We start from the raw sequence: 17,733 nt of genomic DNA, 5'->3' as shown, positions 1-17,733 counted from the left end.
AGAGGATGGCGCTCGCGCCATCCTCCCTCAACCAGAAGCCCGAGTGATCGAGCTTACTGCAGCAGGGCCAGCACGTTCTGCGGAACCGCGTTGGCCTGCGACAGCACCGAGGTACCCGCCTGCTGCAACACCTGGGCGCGGGTCAGCTCGGCCGTCTCGGAAGCGAAGTCGGCATCCATGATCCGCGAACGGGCGGCGGACAGGTTTTCCGACGAGATCTCCAGGTTCGAGATAGTGCTCTCGAAACGGATCTGGACCGCACCCAACTCGGAACGCAGGTTGGAGACCTGCTGCAGAGCGGCGTCAATGGTCCCGATCGTCTGCGTGGCGTCCTCGCGGGTGAGCACGCTCACGTCGGCAATCGCATTATCTTCCACGGTGCCGCCCAGACCAAGCAAAGCCGCATCATCACCCCCTACGACAATCCCGTCGGAGACCCCGGCTTCGAGGTTGATGGCGCGAACGAATTCCTGCTCACCATCAGTGTCATCAAAACCACCGATCGCGCCGCCGTCGCCAGAGACGGTGACTTCAAAGGTGAAATCATCATCCGATGACAAAATCAGCTGGTCATTATCATTAACCGTAGCCGTAACGCCCGTCACACCCGACTCCGCATTGATTAGCGTCGCCGCGGTGTTTACATCGTCATCTTGGCCGATGGTGATCTCTTCACCATTGATTTCAACGGTCATATCGCCGGCAGTAGACGTCGAGAAGGCAAGTGGATCCGTCTCGACGGAATCCGCGCGTGAGGCTGTCACACCACTGTCATCTGAAACCGCGTTGATTGCCGCAACGATGTCATCGAACGATTCAACGTCCGCCAGGTTCACCCCGACCTCGTTCAAGGTCAGGTCGTTATTCAGTGCGCCGAAGGCACCATCGTCTTCCAAATCCGCTAGATTAACGGTCTCGCCACCCAGAAGAGACTCGCCAAGCTGGCTCGTGCGAGAATCCACTCCATCGACTGAGATGGTCTGACCCTGGTTCGCGCCCACCTGGAACACCAGATCCTCCAGCTCACCGTTGAGGATATTTTCACCGTTGAACTCGGTGGAATTGGCAACGCGGTTGATCTCTTCAACGAGTTGGTTGACTTCGTTGTTCAGCGCTTCGCGATCGGAGGCAGAGTTGGTATCGTTGGCCGCCTGCACCGCAAGTTCGCGGATGCGCTGCATCGCATCGCCAACCGTACCAAGGGCGCCCTCAGCGCTCTGTGCGAAAGAGATGCCGTCATTGGCATTTCGTACGGCCTGGTTCAGGCCGCGAATCTGCGAGGTGAAGCGCTCGGAAATCGCCAGACCAGCCGCGTCATCCTTGGCGCTGTTGATACGCAGGCCCGAGGACAGACGTTCCAGGCTCTGGGCCAGCGCGCCCTGAGAGTTGCTCAGGTTGCGCTGGGCGTTCAGGGAAAGAACGTTGGTGTTAATTACTTGGGACATGATCGCTCTCCTGTAGAGTCGTTCGTCACCGCCTCGGGCGGTTCTGGTGAACGGGTTGATCCCCGCTCTCAGAAGCCTTAACGACCCTCACCCAGGAACCTTTAGCCCTTCATCGAAATTTTTTTCGACCGGCGGCAATTCCTTGCCGCCCCCCGGTTCCTCCGGTCGTGGACCCGTAACGCCTCACACCGATGCCCAGCCGTTATCCGGACCGCACTCCGCCCACCATGGCCTTCTCGGTCATCCCGGCCGCAGCCCCTGTCCGTCATCCCGGCCGTAGCGAAGCGAAGAGCCGGGATCTCCTCACGCGCGAACGCCCCGACGTCTGCGCCACCCCAAACGACGGAGATCCCGGATAACCGCTGCGCGGTTTCCGGGATGACTCGGGTGGCGGGACCGCACGGAAACGAGGGCCGCGACCCGGCCGCTCAAGGGTGGCGATTACATCCCGTCATTGCGAGGAGCCGCAGGCGACGTGGCAATCGGCTGGCAGGGCGCAAGGCGTTTTAAACCAGCACTCTGCTTGTCCCGAGCGATTGCTTCGTCGCTGCGCTCCTCGCAATGACAGAGGTGGTGGATTCGCGACTGGTTCGCGGGCTGACGGTGGTGGAGGTCGGAGGTGAGACGGTTCGGGTATATGCCCCAGGGCCTTGATATACTTGAGCGATGCGCCTGACCGACGAACAACAGACGATCATCCGCGAGGAAGTGCGCCGTGCATTCGGGCCGGATGCTCGCGTGAAGCTGTTCGGCTCGCGCGTGGACGATGCCGCGCGTGGTGGTGACATCGACCTCTACATCGAGGCGGACGGCACACCGGATGAGCTGCTGGACCAGGAACTGCGCCTGTACGTGGCACTGCAACGCCAACTGGGCGAACGCCGTGTGGATATCGTCGTGCATCCGCGCGGCGCGCCGCCCCGCCCCATTGATTCGCATGCCGACCGCACGGGTGTCGCCCTGTGACCGCCACAACGCCACAGCAACGACTCGCCCGGCTCATTGATCTAGTTGATCGCGAGGACGAGCACCTGCTCGCCGTGCGCGAACGCCTGCTGGAAGGCGATTGCACAGTCGGTCCCGAACGCGTTCAGGGCATCCTTGCCACGGACACCGGGGTCGATCGCCTGGAGTCCTTCGGCGCGAAGTTCGGCCGCATGCAGGACACGATCATGGACAAGCTCGTCCCCACGTTTCTTGCCTGCGCCGGGGAAAACACGGGCCCGGCCATCGACAACCTGTCACGTCTGGAGAAGCTCGCCCTCATCCAGGACGCCGACGCCTGGCTACAAATGCGCCAGCTGCGCAACCGCCTGGTCCATGAATACATGGAGAGGCCCGCCGACCTGGCCCCGGCCCTCCAACGCGCCTGCCGCTTCACCGACCAGATGCACGCCGACTACCAAGCACTGCGCACCTACGCGCAGGATCACCTGAAGATCGGACCGGCTGGCCTTTAAGATCTCAAAGCCGCTGGCTATCCCTCGCCTCATCCCGACCGCCCCGACTACTCGAGCCCGGCCGCACCGCCCCCCTTCCCGGCATCACGGCCGCAGCGCTCGCCTTCTCGTCACCCCGGCCGTAGCGAAGCGAAGAGCCGGGATCTCCACACGCGGGAACGGCTCGATGTCAGTGCCAGCTCCAACGGCGGAGATCCCGGATAACCGCTGCGCGGTTTCCGGGATGACGGGGGCTGGTGGTTATTCCGAGGGTTGGGTGGTCACTCCAAACGTGCGTGTATCCATCCAGCCCGCATCCCCTGGCCTTTGTCCCGGCGGGCTACCCCCTCACCGTCACCTCGGCAGCAGCGCTCCCCTTACCGTCATCCCGGCCGTAGCGGAGCGGAGAGCCGGGGTCTCCATACGCGGGAACGGCCCGAGTCAGTGCCAGATCCAACGGCGGAGATCCCGGATAACCGCTGCGCGGTTTCCGGGATGACGGGGTGTGTGCGCGGCGACTGGTGTAACGGTCACAGGCGCGGATTGTCATGGCTGGCGCGGGCTAGAGCAGCCAGGTGGTGCCGATGCGGTGGTCGGGGGTGGCACCGGGGATCAGGTCCATCAGGAGCCAGCCGAAGATGAGGGTGATGAAGGCGCCGCAGAAGATGGTGGCGACGAACAAGCCGATCCGGTTGCCGCGGCGCAGGCCGATGATCTCGCGCAGAGACCAGTAGAGCAGCCAGAGGGAATACAGGATCAGCAACAAGGCGATGCCGTTGCCCCAGGGCCAGGGGAACGCCGCGACCACCTTGCCGACCCAGGCGGGCAACAGCCCGACCGTGACGGCGAGCATCGCCCGGTCCGGATGCGAGTAGCCCTGGAACAGCTCGGTCAGGTAGTGCGCGGACCAGGCCATCCCCAGCACCCCGATGCTCATCGCCAGCACGCTGTAGACGGCAAAGCCCCAGGCACCCGGCATGGCCTCGGGCGGCAGGCCGGTCGGGATCACCAGGTAAAGCCATTGGCTCGCGACCACGCTCACCAGCAGCACCGGCAACGCCAGCCAAAGGAATGTCTGCCACCACGGCGGGGCCGGCTCGATTGCCCGCGCATCGCGCACCGCCCCAAGCGGGTTTACGAGCGCGCGCAGGGTCATGCGGGCCGGATTGAGTTGCGCGGGAACGGTCATCACCCAAGTATGTGGCAATTACGTGACCATTCGATGACAGCTTTTGCTAGCTTCAGGCATGCATCCTCTGGTCCTGACCGCGGAGACGCTGCATTGGCTCGATTGACGATCCGTTTGCCGGACGACAAGTACGAACGGCTGAAGGCGCTGGCACGCGAACGTGGGACCAGCGTGAACCGCCTTGTCGACGAGATGGCCACGCTGCTGATTGCAGAGCACGATGCCGAGACCCGTTTCCGGGTGCGCGCCCAGCGTGGTCAGGGCCGGGAACAGGAAGGTCTGGCGCTGCTGGACAAGGCGATGGGGAACACCTCGCCTCATTGAGAGGCGACTCCCTAATGCAGGGCGAGCACTAGCGCCATGACGGTAATCGCCATCACTTCCACCAGTTCCAGGGTGGCGCCGGCGGTATCGCCGGTAAAGCCGCCGAGCCAGCGGCGCAGGAAGGCGGCGATGGCGAATACCAACGCCAGCGCAACGGCCAGGCCCAGGATCAGGCCCCAAACACCGGTGACCAGCGCCAGTAGCAGGATCAACACGCCGGTGGCTACCAGCACCATCTGGGCGGGGCTGCGCGGCAGGTGTGCGGCCATCTCGGCGCCCAGGCCCTGCTCCCGCACGTAGGGCACCAGCAGGAACAGCCCGGTGAGCGCCGCGCGCCCCAGCACGATGGCGACCAGCAATGCGATCCAGGCACCCATCTCCACCACGGTTACCAGGGCTGCGAACTTGATCAGCAGCACCAGGATCAGCGCGGCCACTGCCATCGGGCCGCTGGTCGGGTCCTTCATGATGGCCTGGGCCCGTTCCGGGTCCTGATGGCTGCCAACCCACGCATCCACCGTGTCCGCCAGGCCGTCCAGGTGCAGCGCACCCGTCAGACCGACCCATAACGCGAGCACCAGTGCCGCGACCAAGAGCGGCGGCGTGCCGGGTATGGCCGCCAGCGCGATACCGACCAGCACCACGAGCAGGCCCAGGATCAGACCGACCAGTGGATAAGCCAGCACCGAACGGCCCAGGTCGGCCGGCTGCGGGTCTAGCGCGGGGGTGGGCAGGCGGGTGAGGAACTGGAGGGCCAGCCAGAAGGGTGTCAACACGACGCTCATGTGGGTGCCTGGCCGGACTTTGGCGGGAGGCATTCGCGGCCAGGGCTGCTCCCGCAGGGGGCTAGGCCACCGAAGGTCCTCGACATAGTTGTGGGAGCGGCCTTGGCCGCGAAGCCCCTGCCCGCGCCTGACTTTGGCAGGGGCTTCGCGTGCAAGCACGCTCCCACAAGAGCCCTCACAAGATCACCCACAGGGGCTTTCCGCACCAAGGGCAGGAGATTCATGGATAGGGCTGCCATGGCTCGACAATATGCAGGGAGGCGAGCGGGACGTCGATGCCCAGCAGCTTCTCCAGCGGCCAGCCCTCGTGCAGGGCTCGGAGCAGGCGGATGACGCCGCCGTGGGCGATCACGAGCACCCGCTCGCCTTCCTCGGGCGCCAGGTCATTCCAGCCGGCGACAACGCGTTCGCGAAACTCCAGGAGCGACTCGCCTTTGGGGGGCGAGTGATTCACCGGATCCTGCCAGAAACGGCCCAGTGCATCGGCGTCCGTCTCCATCAGCGCCGCCGCCGTGCGGCCTTCCCAGGCGCCGAAGTCGAGTTCGGCCAGGCGGTCGTCGACGGCGAGCGGTACACCGGCCTCTTCCGCAAACGCCTGTGCCGGGGCGCGGCAACGTATCAGCGGCGAGCAGACAATGCGATCCCAGACACTACCTCCGGCCAGAGCATCACGCATCGTGGTCCACCCGGCCTCGGTCAGCGGGACATCGCTGCCTCGGCCGCAGAAGCCGTTGCCAGTCGTTTCCCCGTGGCGCAGCAGGCCGATTTGGGCGTGGCGGATAGTCAACTGGCCTCTCCGCTGACACCCGCCTCTGCGAAGGTGGCCATGCCGGAGTGCAGCTCGCAGGCCAGGCGCAGTAGGGGCACGGCCGTGGCGGCCCCGCTTCCCTCGCCCAGGCGCATGCCGAGATCGAGCAGGGGTTCGGCCTCCAGCGCCGCCAACAGGCGCTGATGACCCGGCTCCGCCGAGGTATGGGCATAGAAGAACCAGTCCGCCGTGCCCGGGCACAGGCGCTCGGCCACCAGCGCCGCCGAGGTGCTGATGAAGCCGTCCACCAGCACCGGCAGACCGATCTGCCCCGCCGCGATATACGCCCCGGCGAGCCCGGCAATCTCGAAGCCCCCCAGACAGCGAAGGCTGCCGAGGGCATCGCCCCGCACGGCCGCATGGGTCTGGAGCGCCTGTTCGATGACCTCGGCCTTGTGCCGCACCCCGTTCGCGTCCAGGCCCGTGCCGGGGCCGGCCAGATCGGCGGGCGGCAGATCCAGCAGTGAACAGGCCAGCGCAGCGGCGGCGGTCGTGTTGCCGATCCCCATCTCGCCGCCGACGAACATCTGGGCGCCGCTGCGCCGGGCGCGTTCCGCGCACTGGCGGCCGGCGTTCAGGGCGCGCTCCAGCTGCGCCGGCGTCATCGCCGGCTCGCGTGCGAGGTTGGCGGTGCCGGGGCCCAGGTTCAGTTGCTGCACACCGCTAACAGCGGGCGGCTCCGTGACCGTGCCCAGGTTGATCACCTCGATGGAGGCGTCCAGGTACCGCGCCAGCACCGAGATCGCCGCCCCACCCGTCGCGAAGTTCGCGACCATCTGTGCCGTCACCGCTTGCGGAAAGCGCGAGATGCCCTCGGCCACCACGCCATGATCGCCGGCGAACACCGCGATGTGCACCTTCTCCAGGCTGGGCTTTTCCTGGCCCTGCATCCCGGCCAGGCGTTCCGCGATCGCCTCCAGTTGCCCGAGCGACCCGGGCGGCTTGGTCAGCTGGGCCTGCCGTTCAGCCGCGGCCTGCCGGGCGGCGGCGTCCAGGGTTGCCGGCGGCACCTGCAGCCAGTCACAGTCTTCGGTCACTTGTTGGTCCTCATTGGTCTCTCGTGCGCGCTCTGCCACTTTCCTTCATCCCGGCCTATGACTCCTCGCCATCCCGACCGGCTACTTCCCGTCATCCCGGCCGCAGCGAAGCGAAGAGCCGGGATCTCCCACGCGGGAACACCCCGACGTCTGCGCCACCTCTCACGACGAAGATCCCGGATAACCGCTGCGTGGTTTCCGGGATGACGACGTTGGGGGAGCATCCGAATGTCTGGAACTGGAATCCTGGCCGCCCGCCCATCTGTCATGCCGGCCCATTGCTTTTCGTGATCCCGGCCATCCATTGCCCGTCTTCGCCAACCACTTCCCGTCATCCCGGCCGTAGCGAAGCGAAGAGCCGGGATCTCCCACGCGGGAACACCCCGACGTCTGCGCCATCATCCCACGACGAAGATCCCGGATAACCGCTGCGCGGTTTCCGGGATGACGACGTTGGGGGGAACATCCGAATGTCTGGACCAGGAATCCTGGCCGTCCGCCCACATGACATACCGGCCCATTACTCCTCGCCCTCCCGGCCGTAAGCGGTTCCCTTGTTGTCATCCTGGCCGCAGCGAAGCGGAGAGCCGGGATCTCCCCACGCCAGGGGTACCCCCTGACGTCCGTGCCACCTGCCAACGGTGGAGATCCCGGATAACTGCTGCGCAGTTTCCGGGATGACGAGGGTTGGGTGACCGAAGGACGGCTGGGGTCGGGATGCTGCGGTGGTGCCGGCCTGCCGGCGTGCTTGTCTATGTGCCTCGAGGGCAGAATGCATCCTGGAGGGTGGAATGCATGTATGCCGGTTTGTCACAGCGGGTCTCCCTTGAGGACGTGCGGGAGGCCGGCGACGGTGAGGACGACGCGGTCCATCGTTGGGGCCAAGCGCTGGTGGAGCCAGCCGGCCTCGTCGGCGAAGCGACGGGACAGTGCGTCCATGGGCGTGATCCCCATGCCGGTTTCGTTGGAGACGAACACGAGAGTGCCTGGCAGGCGGGGCACAGCCTCGATCAGGGCCTCGCGCTCGCGCTCGATCCGGCCCTCGTCATCGGTGCACAGGAGCTGGGTCAGCCACAGGGTCAGGCAGTCCACCAGCAGGCACTGCTCGGGTCCCGCGGTCTGCTCCAGCGCCCGGGCCAGGCCCGTGCCCGCCTCGACGAGGCCCCAGTCTCCGGGCCGGTCGGCGCGATGGCGTTCGATCCGGCGCGCCATTTCCGCATCGTCCGCGCGCGCCGTCGCCACGTAGGTCACGGGCAGGCCGCTGGCCGCCGCCAGTTGTTCTGCCAGTCGGCTCTTGCCCGAGCGCACGCCACCCAGTACCAGGGTCTTCATGCGAATGGCTCCTTCGGTTCGGCTTGCAGAAGGGTCAGTATGTTTTTCATATCCAGGTGTTCTTCCAGAGAATCGGCCAGGCGCTCCAGGCCGCGTTCCCGCGCCGTTGCCAGGTCTTCCCCGGTCTCCATCCCGCTGCGCATCCCCGCCCAGTGCAGCAAGGCCTCGGCGGCGTCCGATGTATCGAACACGCCGTGGACATAGGTGCCGGCCACCGCGTCCTCCGCACTACGCGCGCCATCCGGGCCGTGTTCCAGGTGCAGTAGTGGCCGCTCCAGGCCCGGACCGGTCGTCACGCCCGCATGGATTTCGTAACCTTCTACGCCGGCTTCTCGGTCCAGTACGCGATCTCCGCGAACCCGCTCCAGGTGCTTCTCGGGTGCGAGCCGGGTCTCGATATCCAGCCAGCCCAGCCCCGGCGTGGAACCCGACTGGCCTTCGACGCCATCGGGATCGTGCACGGCGTGGCCCAGCATCTGGAATCCGCCGCAAATCCCCAGCACCTTGCCGCCATAGCGCATATGCCGCTGAAGCGCGGCCTCCCAGCCCTGTTCGCGCAGCCAGGCGAGATCGTCGCGCACGGACTTCGAGCCCGGCAGGATGACGAGATCGGCGGGCTGCAGGGATTCGCCTGGACCAACAAAGCGCAGGTCCACTGCCGGATGCAGGCGCAGGGGGTCGAAATCGGTGTGGTTGGAGATGCGCGGCAATGCCGGCACGGCCACCTTCAGCGCGTCGGCAGCCTTCTCGGGCATCGCCTCGCGCGGAAGGGCGTCCTCGGCATCCAGATAAAGCCCGTGCAGGTACGGGATCACGCCGAGCACCGGCTTTCCGGTTTCCTGTTCCAGCCAGTCCAGGCCGGGTTGCAGCAGGCCGATATCGCCGCGAAAGCGGTTGATCACGAAGCCCCGCACCCGCGCGCGCTCCGTTTCGCTCAAAAGCGCCAGCGTGCCCACCAGATGCGCGAACACCCCGCCCCGGTCGATATCCGCGACCAGGATCACCGGGCAGTCCACGGCCTCGGCAAAGCCCATGTTGGCGATGTCGCCGGCACGCAGGTTGATCTCGGCTGGCGATCCCGCGCCCTCGACGAGGACGTGGTCGTATTGTGCGGTCAGGCGGCCATGCGATGCCAGCACCGCCTCGCGCGCCACTGGCTTGTAGTCGTGGTAGGCCCGGGCATCCAGATCCGCCGCCGGCCGGCCGTGGATGATGACCTGCGCCCCCTGGTCCGAGCTGGGCTTCAGCAGCACGGGGTTCATGTCCGTGTGCGGGTCCAGGCCGCAGGCCGCAGCCTGCAGGGCCTGGGCGCGCCCGATCTCGCCACCGTCGGCCGTGACCGCGCTGTTCAGCGCCATGTTCTGCGGCTTGAACGGCACCACCGACAGCCCGCGCCGGTGCAGCACGCGCGCCAGTCCCGCCACCAGCACGCTCTTGCCGGCATCCGAGGTCGTGCCCTGCACCATCAGCGTCGTACCCATCAGGACGCCCCCAGCGCCCGTTCCAGGCGCTTCCATTCGTGTTCCTTCCCCGGCAGGCCAAAGCGAAGGCTACCCGGGTAATCAAATCGTCGGACCAGGATGCCCTGCGCGCCCAGGTGATCCTGCCAGCCAGCGGGATCGTCCACGCGGCACCACTGAAACAGCGCGGTGCCGCCGGCGGGTTCCAGCCCCTGGTCGCGCAGCAAGTCCGCCAGGCGCTGACCACGTGCCTGGAGCATGCCGCGTGTCTCGGCCTGCCAGGCCCGGTCCGACAGCGCCTGGGTGGCGATCCAGCGGGACGGTCCAGCAAGACCCCACGGCCCCATCCGGGCGGCCAGCCGCGTGCGCAGCGTGTCCTCCGCGATGACAACCCCCACGCGCGCCCCGGCCAGGCCAAAGAACTTGCCCAGCGAGCGCAGCACCACCAGCCCTTCGCGCGGCGCCTCCTTGGCCAGGCTCGCCTCGGGTGTCACGTCCATGAAAGCCTCGTCCACGATCAGCCAGCCGCCGCGCGCGGCCAGGGCCGCTTGCCACGCCAGCAGGTCCGCGCGGTCGAACCGTTGCCCGGTCGGATTGTTCGGGTTGACCAGCACCAGCACGTCCAGGCCGGGCAATGCAGCCTCGATCGAATCCCCATCCAGCGGGACGACGTCGTGCCCTGCCCCGTGCCAGGCCCGGGCGTGTTCGTTGTAGCTGGGCTCGAGGATGCCCACGCGCGAAGGGCCTTCCCGTAGCGCTGGCAGCAGCTGGATCGCGGCCTGGGAACCGGGCACCGGCAACAGCGCCCCGGTCCCGTAATAGGCGGCGGCCGCGGCCTCCAGGCCGTCGTCCGGTTCCGGCAGGCGCGCCCAGGCCCCTGGCGGCAGCTCGCCCGCGGGGTAGCCATGCGGGTTGATGCCCGTGGAGAGATCCAGCCAGTCGGCCTCGGGGATCCCGTAGCGCGCGGCCGCCTGACGGATACCGCCCCCGTGTACCTGGATCAGTGCCTTCGGCTCCGGCGTCTGCATCGATTGGGCCTCAGAACAGGACAACGACAATCACTCCGGCCACAATGAAGGCCATCCAGATGGCCAGCGCACGATCCAGCAGCGCAACCGCCTGGCGAATGCCTGCCGCGTCGGGCATGCGGCCCATCCCCAGGCGGGGTCGCCACTCGCGCTGCCCGCCATAGGGCGCCGCCCCCCCCAGGACCACGCCCAGCGCACCCGCCCCTGCGGCCATCACCGGCCCCGCATTCGGGCTCTTCCAGCCCGCGGCCTGCTCGCGCCAGCACTGCAGCGCGTCCCGGCCGCGACCGGCCAGGGCATAGCCCAGCGCCGTGAGACGGGCCGGGATCAGGTTCATCGCATCATCCAGGCGCGCGGCGGCCCAGCCAAACGAGCGAAACCGGTCATTGCGATAGCCCCACATCGCGTCCAGCGTATTCACCAGGCGATAGGCCACCACGCCCGGCGCCCCGGCCACCAGAAACCAGAAGATCGTGGCGAACAGCGCGTCGTTGCCGTTCTCCAGCACCGACTCGATGGTCGCGCCACTCACCCCGCGCGCGTCCAGGGCCGCCGTGTCGCGGCTGACCAGCATGCCGACACCGGTGCGCGCCCCAGAAAGGTCATCCTTTTCCAGGGCCTCGGCCACCACCTCCGCATGCTCGTCCAGGCTGCGCCAGCCGATCGCCAGCGTCAGGATCGCCAGCGTCAGAACCCAGCCCCAGGCCAGCGAGGCGCCCAGTGCGGCCAGCGCCACCCAGGGCAGGACCAGTGCCGCGAGGAGGAGCGCTCCGCGTGCACGACTGGGCGCATGCCAGCGGGATTCGGCCCAGGCCGCGAGCTGGCCGAATCCGGCCAGCGGATGGAACCGCCGTGGGTCGCCAAACAGCCGGTCCAGGATCAGGGCGCCGATCAGGATCAGAAAGGTACTCATGCCGGCCCGCGCCCGGATGCCCCATCCGGACCCGTGACGGATTCCCGCGCATCCGGGGACTCGGCCAGCTCGCACGGCGCGCCCCAGCGATCCTGGAACACCAGGTCTTCCAGGGGGCGCCGGGTATCCCAGCCCGCCGTCTCCAGCATCGGCCGGTCATAGAAGCGCTCCACATGCCCCAGGCACAGCACCGCGATCGGGTACCCGCCTTCGGGCATGTCCAGCCGATCGGCCAGCCAGTTCGGATCGAACAGGGAGACCCAGCCCATGCCCAGGCCCTCGGCGCGGGCGGCCAGCCACAGGTTCTGGATCGCACAGGCGGCGGAACAGAGGTCCATCTCGGGGAGCGTCCGCCGGCCCAGCACGTAGCGTTCGCGGCCATCGGTCAGGGACACGACCAGTAACTCGCCCGCCTCGCGGATGCCCTCCAGCTTCAAGCGATGCACGTCGGCCGCGCGCTCGCCACAGGCCTCCGCGGTGCGACCCTGTTCGTCCGCTGCATGGGAGTGGAGTGCCTCGCGCATCGCCGGGTCGGTAATGCGCAGGAAGCGCCAGGGCTGCATATAGCCCACGCTCGGCGCGCGATGCGCCGCCTCCAGCAGCCGCCGCAACACCGCTGGATCGACCGGGTCCGGCCGAAAATGGCGCATATCCCGGCGTTCCGCGATCACGCGATAGACGGCCGCAAGCTCATCTTGGGCAAATCCCGAACCCCCGGCATCAGCGCCCGGGCAGGAAGGGTTCTCATTGGCGGGCAACTCGGACTGCATCGGCTTACCGTCAGGGGGACACGACGCGGATGCAGAGGGATCGGGGTGCGGCCACAGGGGGCCCGCACCTACCGACCCTCGCCCACCGCGCGGTCGCAGAAACATCGTCCAGGCCGGTCTCCGGGCTCGCGAGGCCCCGGCAACCCGGGGCGGCAAGTCGCCTTCCCGGGCCGCGTTCGGCCCAGTGGCTTTCGACTTGTCGAGGGCCGAGCGGCCTGCGGAAGCACCCCTCGAACCCACTCGCTTACCGTTGCGGGGGCAGCGTCGGAATGGGGCTGCGGAGGATCTCGCGCCTGCACCGACTTCCCGTTTAACCCGCGCGATCAGTCGCCCGGGCACCTGGTAGCAAGCCACCAATCATACGCGGCAAGCCCACTGCCGACCAATTGACGCTCCGAGGCGCCGCAGGCTTGCTGCTATGATGCCCCGCTAGTCCAGCGCCAGGTGGCGGCTCCCCAGCCGGCTCGAAGGCGCTTGAACAATCAATCCAATGCGACTGTAAAATCATGCAATTCTTGACTCTCCGAACTCCACTGCTCGCTTGCCTCCTGGGCCTGCTCTCAACCCCGCTGATCGCAATGGCGGACTCGATCGCGGTCACCGACGACGATGACCGCGAGGTCCATCTGGAGCAGCCTGCCGAGCGCATCGTCAGCCTGGCGCCGCACATCACCGAGGTGCTGTTTGCCGTGGGTGCGGGGGACCGCATCGTGGGCGCAACGCAGTACAGCGATTATCCGCCCGAGGCGGAGGGCATCCCGCGGATTGGCGGTTACAGCCGGATTGACCTGGAACGGGTACTGGAAAGGGACCCCGATCTGGTGATCGCGTGGAAGAGCGGCAACTCCGCCTCCCAGGTCGAACGCCTGCGCGAACTGGGACTGCCGGTGTACGTATCGGAACCACGCAGCTTCGAGGGTGTGGCCTCGAGCATGCGGCGCATGGCCACGCTCGCCGGCACGCATGACCAGGGCGAGGCCGCGGCAGAGGACTTCCTGGGCCGAATGGACGCGCTCCGCGCCACGTACGGCGACCGGGACCCGATTCGCGTGTTCTATCAGGTGTGGGAGCAACCGTTGATGACGGTCAATGACGACCACCTGATCGCCGAGGCCATCGCCGTCTGTGGCGGTGTGAACGTGTTCGGCAATCTCGACCGCCTGGTGCCACGCATTGGCCGCGAAGCCGTACTGGATGCCGACCCCGAGGTCATCATCGGCGGCGGCATGGGCGAGGACCGCCCCGACTGGGTGGTCGCCTGGGGCCAATGGGAGGATATGACCGCGGTCCAGCGCGACAATCTGTTCTTCATCCCCCCTTCGCTCCTGCAACGCCATACCGGACGCATCGCGGAAGGCACCGCCCTGATGTGCGAAGAACTCGAACGCGCCCGCGCACGCCGTCCTGCCCCATGACCATGACGGTCCGCCTCGCAGTCTCTCGGAAAGGATATCGCGGGACACCAATGAAGGAGCGTTGTACGTGCGCTGAAGGCAGCGCTCCCGCCGTTCCGGCAACCTACCGCTTCGCCCGCCTGGAGCGGAGGGCTACCGCTTGACCCGTTCGTTCCTCCTGGCCCTGGGCGTGCTGTTACCCGCGTCTGTGCTCTCCGTTCTGGTGGCACTGGCCTACGGCAGCGTGCAGATTCCGTTCCCTGACCTGCTGAGTGTCTTCTTCGGCGAGGCCTCGCGACTGCACAGCACCCTGGTACTGGATCTGCGCCTGCCGCGCGCGCTGGCCGCGTTCGCCGCCGGCGGGTTGCTAGGCCTGGCCGGAGCGCTGATGCAGGTCCTGCTACGCAATCCACTGGCCGATCCCTACGTGCTGGGGCTCTCCGGCGGTGCCTCGGTGGGCGCCTTGCTGGCGATGCTGGCGGGGCTGTCCATGTTCTCGGTCTCGGCCGCGGCCTTCGTGGGCGCCCTGCTGTCCACCATTCTGGTGTTCGGCCTGGCCCACGGCACGGGCAGCTGGACCCCGACCCGCCTGCTGCTGACCGGTGTCGTGGTGGCCGCCGGCTGGGGCGCGATGATCAGTTTCATCCTCGCAGTCAGCCCCACTGCGGAGCTCCCGGGCATGCTGTACTGGCTGATGGGCGACGTCTCCCATGCCCGCAACCCCTACCCGGCCTGGGGCGTACTCGTGGTCGTCGCCCTGCTCGCCCTGCCATTTGGCCGCACCCTGAACGTCCTGGCGCGCGGGCCCATGCAGGCCGCGGCCCTCGGAGTGGCCGTACGCCCGGTGGAATGGACGATCTATGTGGTGGCGGCCCTGATCACCGCGACCGCGGTCACCCAAGTCGGCGCGGTCGGCTTTGTCGGGCTGATCGTGCCGCACATGCTGCGTCTGATCTTTGGCAACGACCAGCGCGTGATCCTGCCGGCCTCGGCCCTGGGCGGGGGCATCCTCCTCACCCTGGCCGACACCCTGGCCCGGACGATCATTGCCCCGGAACAATTGCCGGTGGGCGTCATCACCGCGATGCTGGGTGTCCCGGTGTTCCTGTTCCTGCTCTACCGGAGCCGCTGATGCCGCGTACACATCTCCCAGTCCCCGCGGCGACCCAGCCACACGACACGCCGGGCCTTGGCGCGCGCAGCGTCCACCAGGAACCGGGGCCCAAGACCCTGCTCGCGACGCATGACCTCGTCATCGACGTGCCCGAGCGGCCACCCGGTTCGCCGCTGGACCTGACGGTCGACCCGGGCCAGTGCTGGGGCATCCTGGGCCCGAATGGGGCCGGCAAGAGCACCCTCCTGCAGACCCTCGCCGGCCTGCGGGCCGCGCGTGCCGGAACCATCAAGGTCAAGGGACAATCCATTGCGACCCTCGCCCGCGCGGAACTGGCCCGTCGCCTGGGCCTGGTCTTCCAGACCCACCACGACGGCTTTCCCGCCACGGTGCTGGAGACGGCCCTGATCGGGCGCCACCCGTATCTGCGGCCCTGGGATATCGAGTCTTCCGAGGACTACGCCCGCGCCCGGGCGGCACTCGCGGCGATGGATCTCGCCGACCTCGAGGACCGCATGGTGGACACCTTGTCCGGCGGGGAACGCCAGCGCCTGGCGATCGCGACCGTGCTGACGCAGGACCCCAGCCTGCTCCTGCTGGACGAGCCCACCAGCCAGCTGGACCTGCATCATCAGGTGGCCGTGCTCAACCGCGTGCAGGCCATCGTCGGTCAGGAAAACCGAGGCGCGGTGTTGGTCCTGCACGACGTCAACCTCGCGGCGCGCTACTGCGATCACTTGCTACTGCTATTCCCTGACGGACAGGCGTGCTGGGGCCCCACGGCCACCATGCTGGTGCCCAGCGCACTGGAGCGCCTGTACAACCAACGCCTGAGCGTGGGCGAGGTGGACGGGCTGCCCGTGTTCCTGCCGCGCAACGAGTAGTCCCCATGGAATTCTTCCGCACCCTGCATTCCGACCTGGATGCCGAAAACCTGCAGCGAAGCCTCACCGTGTCCGCATTACCCGATGCCAGCGGCGCGATCGATACGCTGATCGCCGACGAGGGCCCCGATGCCGGCGTCGTGTACTGCCTGTGGGGCGAGTTTCGCGTCCATCGGGAAGTCATCAACGGTGGCGTGCGCTTTTCCCTGCCGGAATGCCCGAATGGCCTCGCCTGGACGTTGACCACGGGTCATCCGCCCGCCGCGCATGCCGTCATCCTGCACCTGACCATCAATCGCCAGGAGCACGACCCGGACTTCGTCGAGAGCCTCGAGGCGTTTGCCGATTCCTGGGAGCTCCCCGTGCCCTGACAGAAGGCTCCATGAAGGGAAACGATGCAATTTTCTTTTCGTTTCATGGTCGGTATGGTGCAGATCTGTTGCGAAGGAGAACGCCATGAACCCGACACCGCCGGACAGCGTGAAGACCTCTCATCCCACCCAGGACGGGGCCGGGGTGAAGATTCGGCGCATCCATGATTTTAGTGGCGGGCTGGATCCCTTCCTGATGCTCGACGAACTGAAGGCCAGCGCGCGCGAGGACTACATCGGCGGCTTCCCCTCGCACCCGCACCGCGGTTTCGAGACGCTGACCTACCTGGTCCACGGCGGCCTGACTCACGAGGACTCCATGGGCAACCAGGGCCGCGTCGAGGCCGGCGAGGCCCAATGGATGAGTGCCGGGCGCGGTGTGATCCACTCCGAGATGCCGCTTTTGGACGCGGACGGCCTGCACGGCTTCCAGCTTTGGGTAAATCTGCCCGCCGCGCGCAAGATGGACCCGCCGCGTTACCGCGACGTGCGCGCCGACGCGATGCGCCACCTGCCGGAAGACGACGATTCGCTGCGCTTCAAGGCCATTGCCGGCTCCTGGCAGACCAGCGCCGGGGACACCGAAGGCGCACTGCCGCAGCTCGGCGAAGGCGCCGCAATGGCCGATCTCACGCTACCGGCCGGCTATCGCCTGTCGCTTGCGGTGCAACTGGAAGATCGCGTGCTGGCCTACGTGTTCGACGGCGAGCTGACCGGCCTCGGTACGGGCCAACTGGGCGTCTGGCACGGCCACACCCAGGTCCACCTCATCGCGCAGCAGGATGCCCGGGTACTGCTGTTCAAGGGGCGCCCCCTGGGCGAGCCGATCGCCCACTACGGCCCGTTCGTGATGAACACCTCCGACGAGATCGAACAGGCCATCAGCGACTACCAGTCCGGCCAGCTCGCCGCCGAACCGGCCAGCATGGACTGAGCTCGAGCCAGCCCATCATCCAACAAGTTCCTCGCGCGAGTCCCCCTCTCCGTCATCCCGGAAATCGCCCAGCGGTGATCCGGGATCTCCCCGCGTAGCCCAAACCCCCGACCTGCTGCCTGGCACCCGCGCCAGAGATCCCGGCTCTTCGCTCCGCTGCGGCCGGGATGACGCCGAGGAAGGTCACCCGACCGGTGATCCTTGCATCCCCCGCCACCTATCGCTTTCGTCATCCCGGAAACCGCGCAGCGGTGATCCGGGATCTCACCGCGTGGACCAAGCCCCAACCTGCCGCCTGGCACCCGCGCCGGAGATCCCGGTGTCGCCTTCCCGTAAATTCGGTCCATTGAAAACTGGAGGTCTCCGGGCACACTAGAGCCAAAGGAGGCCGAGATGCGCAAGAGTCGGTTTACGGAAAGCCAGATTGTTCAGACGCTGAAGCAGGTCGAAGGCGGCCGGAAGGTGAAGGACGTCTGTCGGGAGATCGGGGTCTCGGAAGCGACCTA

19 protein-coding genes and 1 riboswitch are annotated in these 17,733 nt (G+C 67.2%); of the genes, 9 read left to right on the top strand and 10 right to left on the bottom strand.

The features are described 5' to 3' along the window. Positions 1 to 53: 53 nt before the first annotated feature. A complete protein-coding gene (locus tag D573_RS0102250) occupies positions 54 to 1,445 on the bottom strand; it encodes a flagellin (protein ID WP_018937534.1) in 1,392 nt (463 codons plus the stop codon). A 666-nt stretch (positions 1,446 to 2,111) separates the two neighbouring features. Between D573_RS0102250 and D573_RS0102245 the strand changes: the two genes are divergently transcribed. Together D573_RS0102245 and D573_RS0102240 are read left to right on the top strand one after the other, a co-directional pair. Next, a complete protein-coding gene (locus tag D573_RS0102245) occupies positions 2,112 to 2,411 on the top strand; it encodes a nucleotidyltransferase family protein (protein ID WP_018937533.1) in 300 nt (99 codons plus the stop codon). Next, positions 2,408 to 2,905, top strand: coding sequence for a hypothetical protein (locus tag D573_RS0102240; RefSeq protein ID WP_018937532.1), 498 nt, complete (start codon positions 2,408 to 2,410; stop codon positions 2,903 to 2,905). Before D573_RS0102245 ends, D573_RS0102240 begins: the two co-directional genes overlap by 4 nt. Before the next feature lie 541 nt (positions 2,906 to 3,446). Here the strand turns inward: D573_RS0102240 and D573_RS0102235 are convergent. Then, the gene (locus D573_RS0102235) at positions 3,447 to 4,073 is read right to left on the bottom strand and encodes a YIP1 family protein (protein ID WP_018937531.1); all 627 of its coding nucleotides are present in this window, start codon (positions 4,071 to 4,073) and stop codon (positions 3,447 to 3,449) included. Positions 4,074 to 4,175: 102 nt separating this feature from the next. On the opposite strand from D573_RS0102235, the gene D573_RS0102230 reads away from it, so the two are divergent. Next, complete coding sequence (locus tag D573_RS0102230; RefSeq protein WP_255346757.1) at positions 4,176 to 4,397, top strand: ribbon-helix-helix protein, CopG family; 222 nt, start codon at positions 4,176 to 4,178, stop codon at positions 4,395 to 4,397. An 11-nt stretch (positions 4,398 to 4,408) separates the two neighbouring features. Here D573_RS0102230 and D573_RS0102225 read toward each other — a convergent pair whose 3' ends face one another. The 8 genes from D573_RS0102225 to bluB all read right to left on the bottom strand — a co-directional run bounded on the left by D573_RS0102225 (position 4,409) and on the right by bluB (position 12,530). Beyond that, entirely contained in the window at positions 4,409 to 5,182 is a 774-nt protein-coding gene (locus tag D573_RS0102225; protein ID WP_018937529.1) for an adenosylcobinamide-GDP ribazoletransferase, read from the bottom strand. A gap of 220 nt (positions 5,183 to 5,402) precedes the next feature. Further along, entirely contained in the window at positions 5,403 to 5,969 is a 567-nt protein-coding gene (locus tag D573_RS0102220) for a histidine phosphatase family protein (protein ID WP_018937528.1), read from the bottom strand. Then, positions 5,966 to 7,027, bottom strand: a complete 1,062-nt coding sequence (gene cobT / locus D573_RS0102215; RefSeq protein ID WP_018937527.1) for a nicotinate-nucleotide--dimethylbenzimidazole phosphoribosyltransferase — start codon at positions 7,025 to 7,027, stop codon at positions 5,966 to 5,968. Before cobT ends, D573_RS0102220 begins: the two co-directional genes overlap by 4 nt. Before the next feature lie 810 nt (positions 7,028 to 7,837). Beyond that, positions 7,838 to 8,359, bottom strand: a complete 522-nt coding sequence (cobU, locus tag D573_RS0102210) for a bifunctional adenosylcobinamide kinase/adenosylcobinamide-phosphate guanylyltransferase (protein WP_018937526.1) — start codon at positions 8,357 to 8,359, stop codon at positions 7,838 to 7,840. Continuing rightward, positions 8,356 to 9,840 carry a cobyric acid synthase gene (locus tag D573_RS0102205; protein WP_018937525.1) on the bottom strand — a complete coding sequence of 495 codons (1,485 nt, stop codon included), beginning with the start codon at positions 9,838 to 9,840 and terminating at the stop codon, positions 8,356 to 8,358. The genes cobU and D573_RS0102205 overlap by 4 nt, the downstream gene beginning before the upstream one ends. Then, positions 9,840 to 10,847 carry a threonine-phosphate decarboxylase CobD gene (gene cobD / locus D573_RS0102200; RefSeq protein WP_018937524.1) on the bottom strand — a complete coding sequence of 336 codons (1,008 nt, stop codon included), beginning with the start codon at positions 10,845 to 10,847 and terminating at the stop codon, positions 9,840 to 9,842. The genes D573_RS0102205 and cobD overlap by 1 nt, the downstream gene beginning before the upstream one ends. Before the next feature lie 10 nt (positions 10,848 to 10,857). Further along, positions 10,858 to 11,760, bottom strand: coding sequence for an adenosylcobinamide-phosphate synthase CbiB (gene cbiB, locus D573_RS0102195; RefSeq protein ID WP_018937523.1), 903 nt, complete (start codon positions 11,758 to 11,760; stop codon positions 10,858 to 10,860). Continuing rightward, positions 11,757 to 12,530 carry a 5,6-dimethylbenzimidazole synthase gene (gene bluB / locus D573_RS0102190; RefSeq protein WP_018937522.1) on the bottom strand — a complete coding sequence of 258 codons (774 nt, stop codon included), beginning with the start codon at positions 12,528 to 12,530 and terminating at the stop codon, positions 11,757 to 11,759. The genes cbiB and bluB overlap by 4 nt, the downstream gene beginning before the upstream one ends. A 93-nt stretch (positions 12,531 to 12,623) precedes the next feature. Then, positions 12,624 to 12,888: riboswitch (cobalamin riboswitch) on the bottom strand. A 220-nt stretch (positions 12,889 to 13,108) separates the two neighbouring features. Here bluB and D573_RS0102185 point away from each other — a divergent pair. From D573_RS0102185 to D573_RS0102160, 6 genes are all read left to right on the top strand, one after another. Continuing rightward, positions 13,109 to 13,945, top strand: coding sequence for a cobalamin-binding protein (locus D573_RS0102185; protein WP_018937521.1), 837 nt, complete (start codon positions 13,109 to 13,111; stop codon positions 13,943 to 13,945). A 139-nt stretch (positions 13,946 to 14,084) separates the two neighbouring features. Then, positions 14,085 to 15,056, top strand: a complete 972-nt coding sequence (locus tag D573_RS0102180) for an iron ABC transporter permease (protein WP_018145607.1) — start codon at positions 14,085 to 14,087, stop codon at positions 15,054 to 15,056. Further along, positions 15,056 to 15,922, top strand: coding sequence for an ABC transporter ATP-binding protein (locus D573_RS0102175; protein WP_018937520.1), 867 nt, complete (start codon positions 15,056 to 15,058; stop codon positions 15,920 to 15,922). Before D573_RS0102180 ends, D573_RS0102175 begins: the two co-directional genes overlap by 1 nt. Positions 15,923 to 15,927: 5 nt before the next feature. Further along, positions 15,928 to 16,293 (top strand): hypothetical protein, encoded by a 366-nt coding sequence (locus D573_RS0102170; RefSeq protein WP_018937519.1) that lies wholly within the window; start codon positions 15,928 to 15,930, stop codon positions 16,291 to 16,293. An 85-nt stretch (positions 16,294 to 16,378) separates the two neighbouring features. Then, the gene (locus D573_RS0102165; RefSeq protein WP_018937518.1) at positions 16,379 to 17,227 is read left to right on the top strand and encodes a pirin family protein; all 849 of its coding nucleotides are present in this window, start codon (positions 16,379 to 16,381) and stop codon (positions 17,225 to 17,227) included. Between the two features lie 393 nt (positions 17,228 to 17,620). Continuing rightward, positions 17,621 to 17,733: transposase (locus tag D573_RS0102160; RefSeq protein ID WP_018649543.1), on the top strand; the 113-nt coding region annotated here is incomplete at its 3' end.

Source organism: Thioalkalivibrio sp. AKL9 (genome assembly GCF_000377825.1).
Classification (GTDB): Bacteria; Pseudomonadota; Gammaproteobacteria; order Ectothiorhodospirales; family Ectothiorhodospiraceae; genus Thioalkalivibrio; species Thioalkalivibrio versutus.
Note: the sequence above shows the minus strand (reverse complement) of the source record. Positions and strands in the feature narration are given on the sequence as shown.

Coding starts and splice junctions, on each gene's coding strand:
- D573_RS0102170 (WP_018937519.1), top strand. CDS start 15,928: ATGGAATTCTTCCGCACCCTGCATTCCGACCTGGATGCCGAAAACCTG.
- D573_RS0102175 (WP_018937520.1), top strand. CDS start 15,056: ATGCCGCGTACACATCTCCCAGTCCCCGCGGCGACCCAGCCACACGAC.
- D573_RS0102235 (WP_018937531.1), bottom strand. CDS start 4,073: ATGACCGTTCCCGCGCAACTCAATCCGGCCCGCATGACCCTGCGCGCG.
- cobU (WP_018937526.1), bottom strand. CDS start 8,359: ATGAAGACCCTGGTACTGGGTGGCGTGCGCTCGGGCAAGAGCCGACTG.
- bluB (WP_018937522.1), bottom strand. CDS start 12,530: ATGCAGTCCGAGTTGCCCGCCAATGAGAACCCTTCCTGCCCGGGCGCT.
- D573_RS0102225 (WP_018937529.1), bottom strand. CDS start 5,182: ATGAGCGTCGTGTTGACACCCTTCTGGCTGGCCCTCCAGTTCCTCACC.
- cobD (WP_018937524.1), bottom strand. CDS start 10,847: ATGCAGACGCCGGAGCCGAAGGCACTGATCCAGGTACACGGGGGCGGT.
- D573_RS0102245 (WP_018937533.1), top strand. CDS start 2,112: ATGCGCCTGACCGACGAACAACAGACGATCATCCGCGAGGAAGTGCGC.
- D573_RS0102185 (WP_018937521.1), top strand. CDS start 13,109: ATGGCGGACTCGATCGCGGTCACCGACGACGATGACCGCGAGGTCCAT.
- D573_RS0102250 (WP_018937534.1), bottom strand. CDS start 1,445: ATGTCCCAAGTAATTAACACCAACGTTCTTTCCCTGAACGCCCAGCGC.
- D573_RS0102205 (WP_018937525.1), bottom strand. CDS start 9,840: ATGGGTACGACGCTGATGGTGCAGGGCACGACCTCGGATGCCGGCAAG.
- cbiB (WP_018937523.1), bottom strand. CDS start 11,760: ATGAGTACCTTTCTGATCCTGATCGGCGCCCTGATCCTGGACCGGCTG.
- D573_RS0102165 (WP_018937518.1), top strand. CDS start 16,379: ATGAACCCGACACCGCCGGACAGCGTGAAGACCTCTCATCCCACCCAG.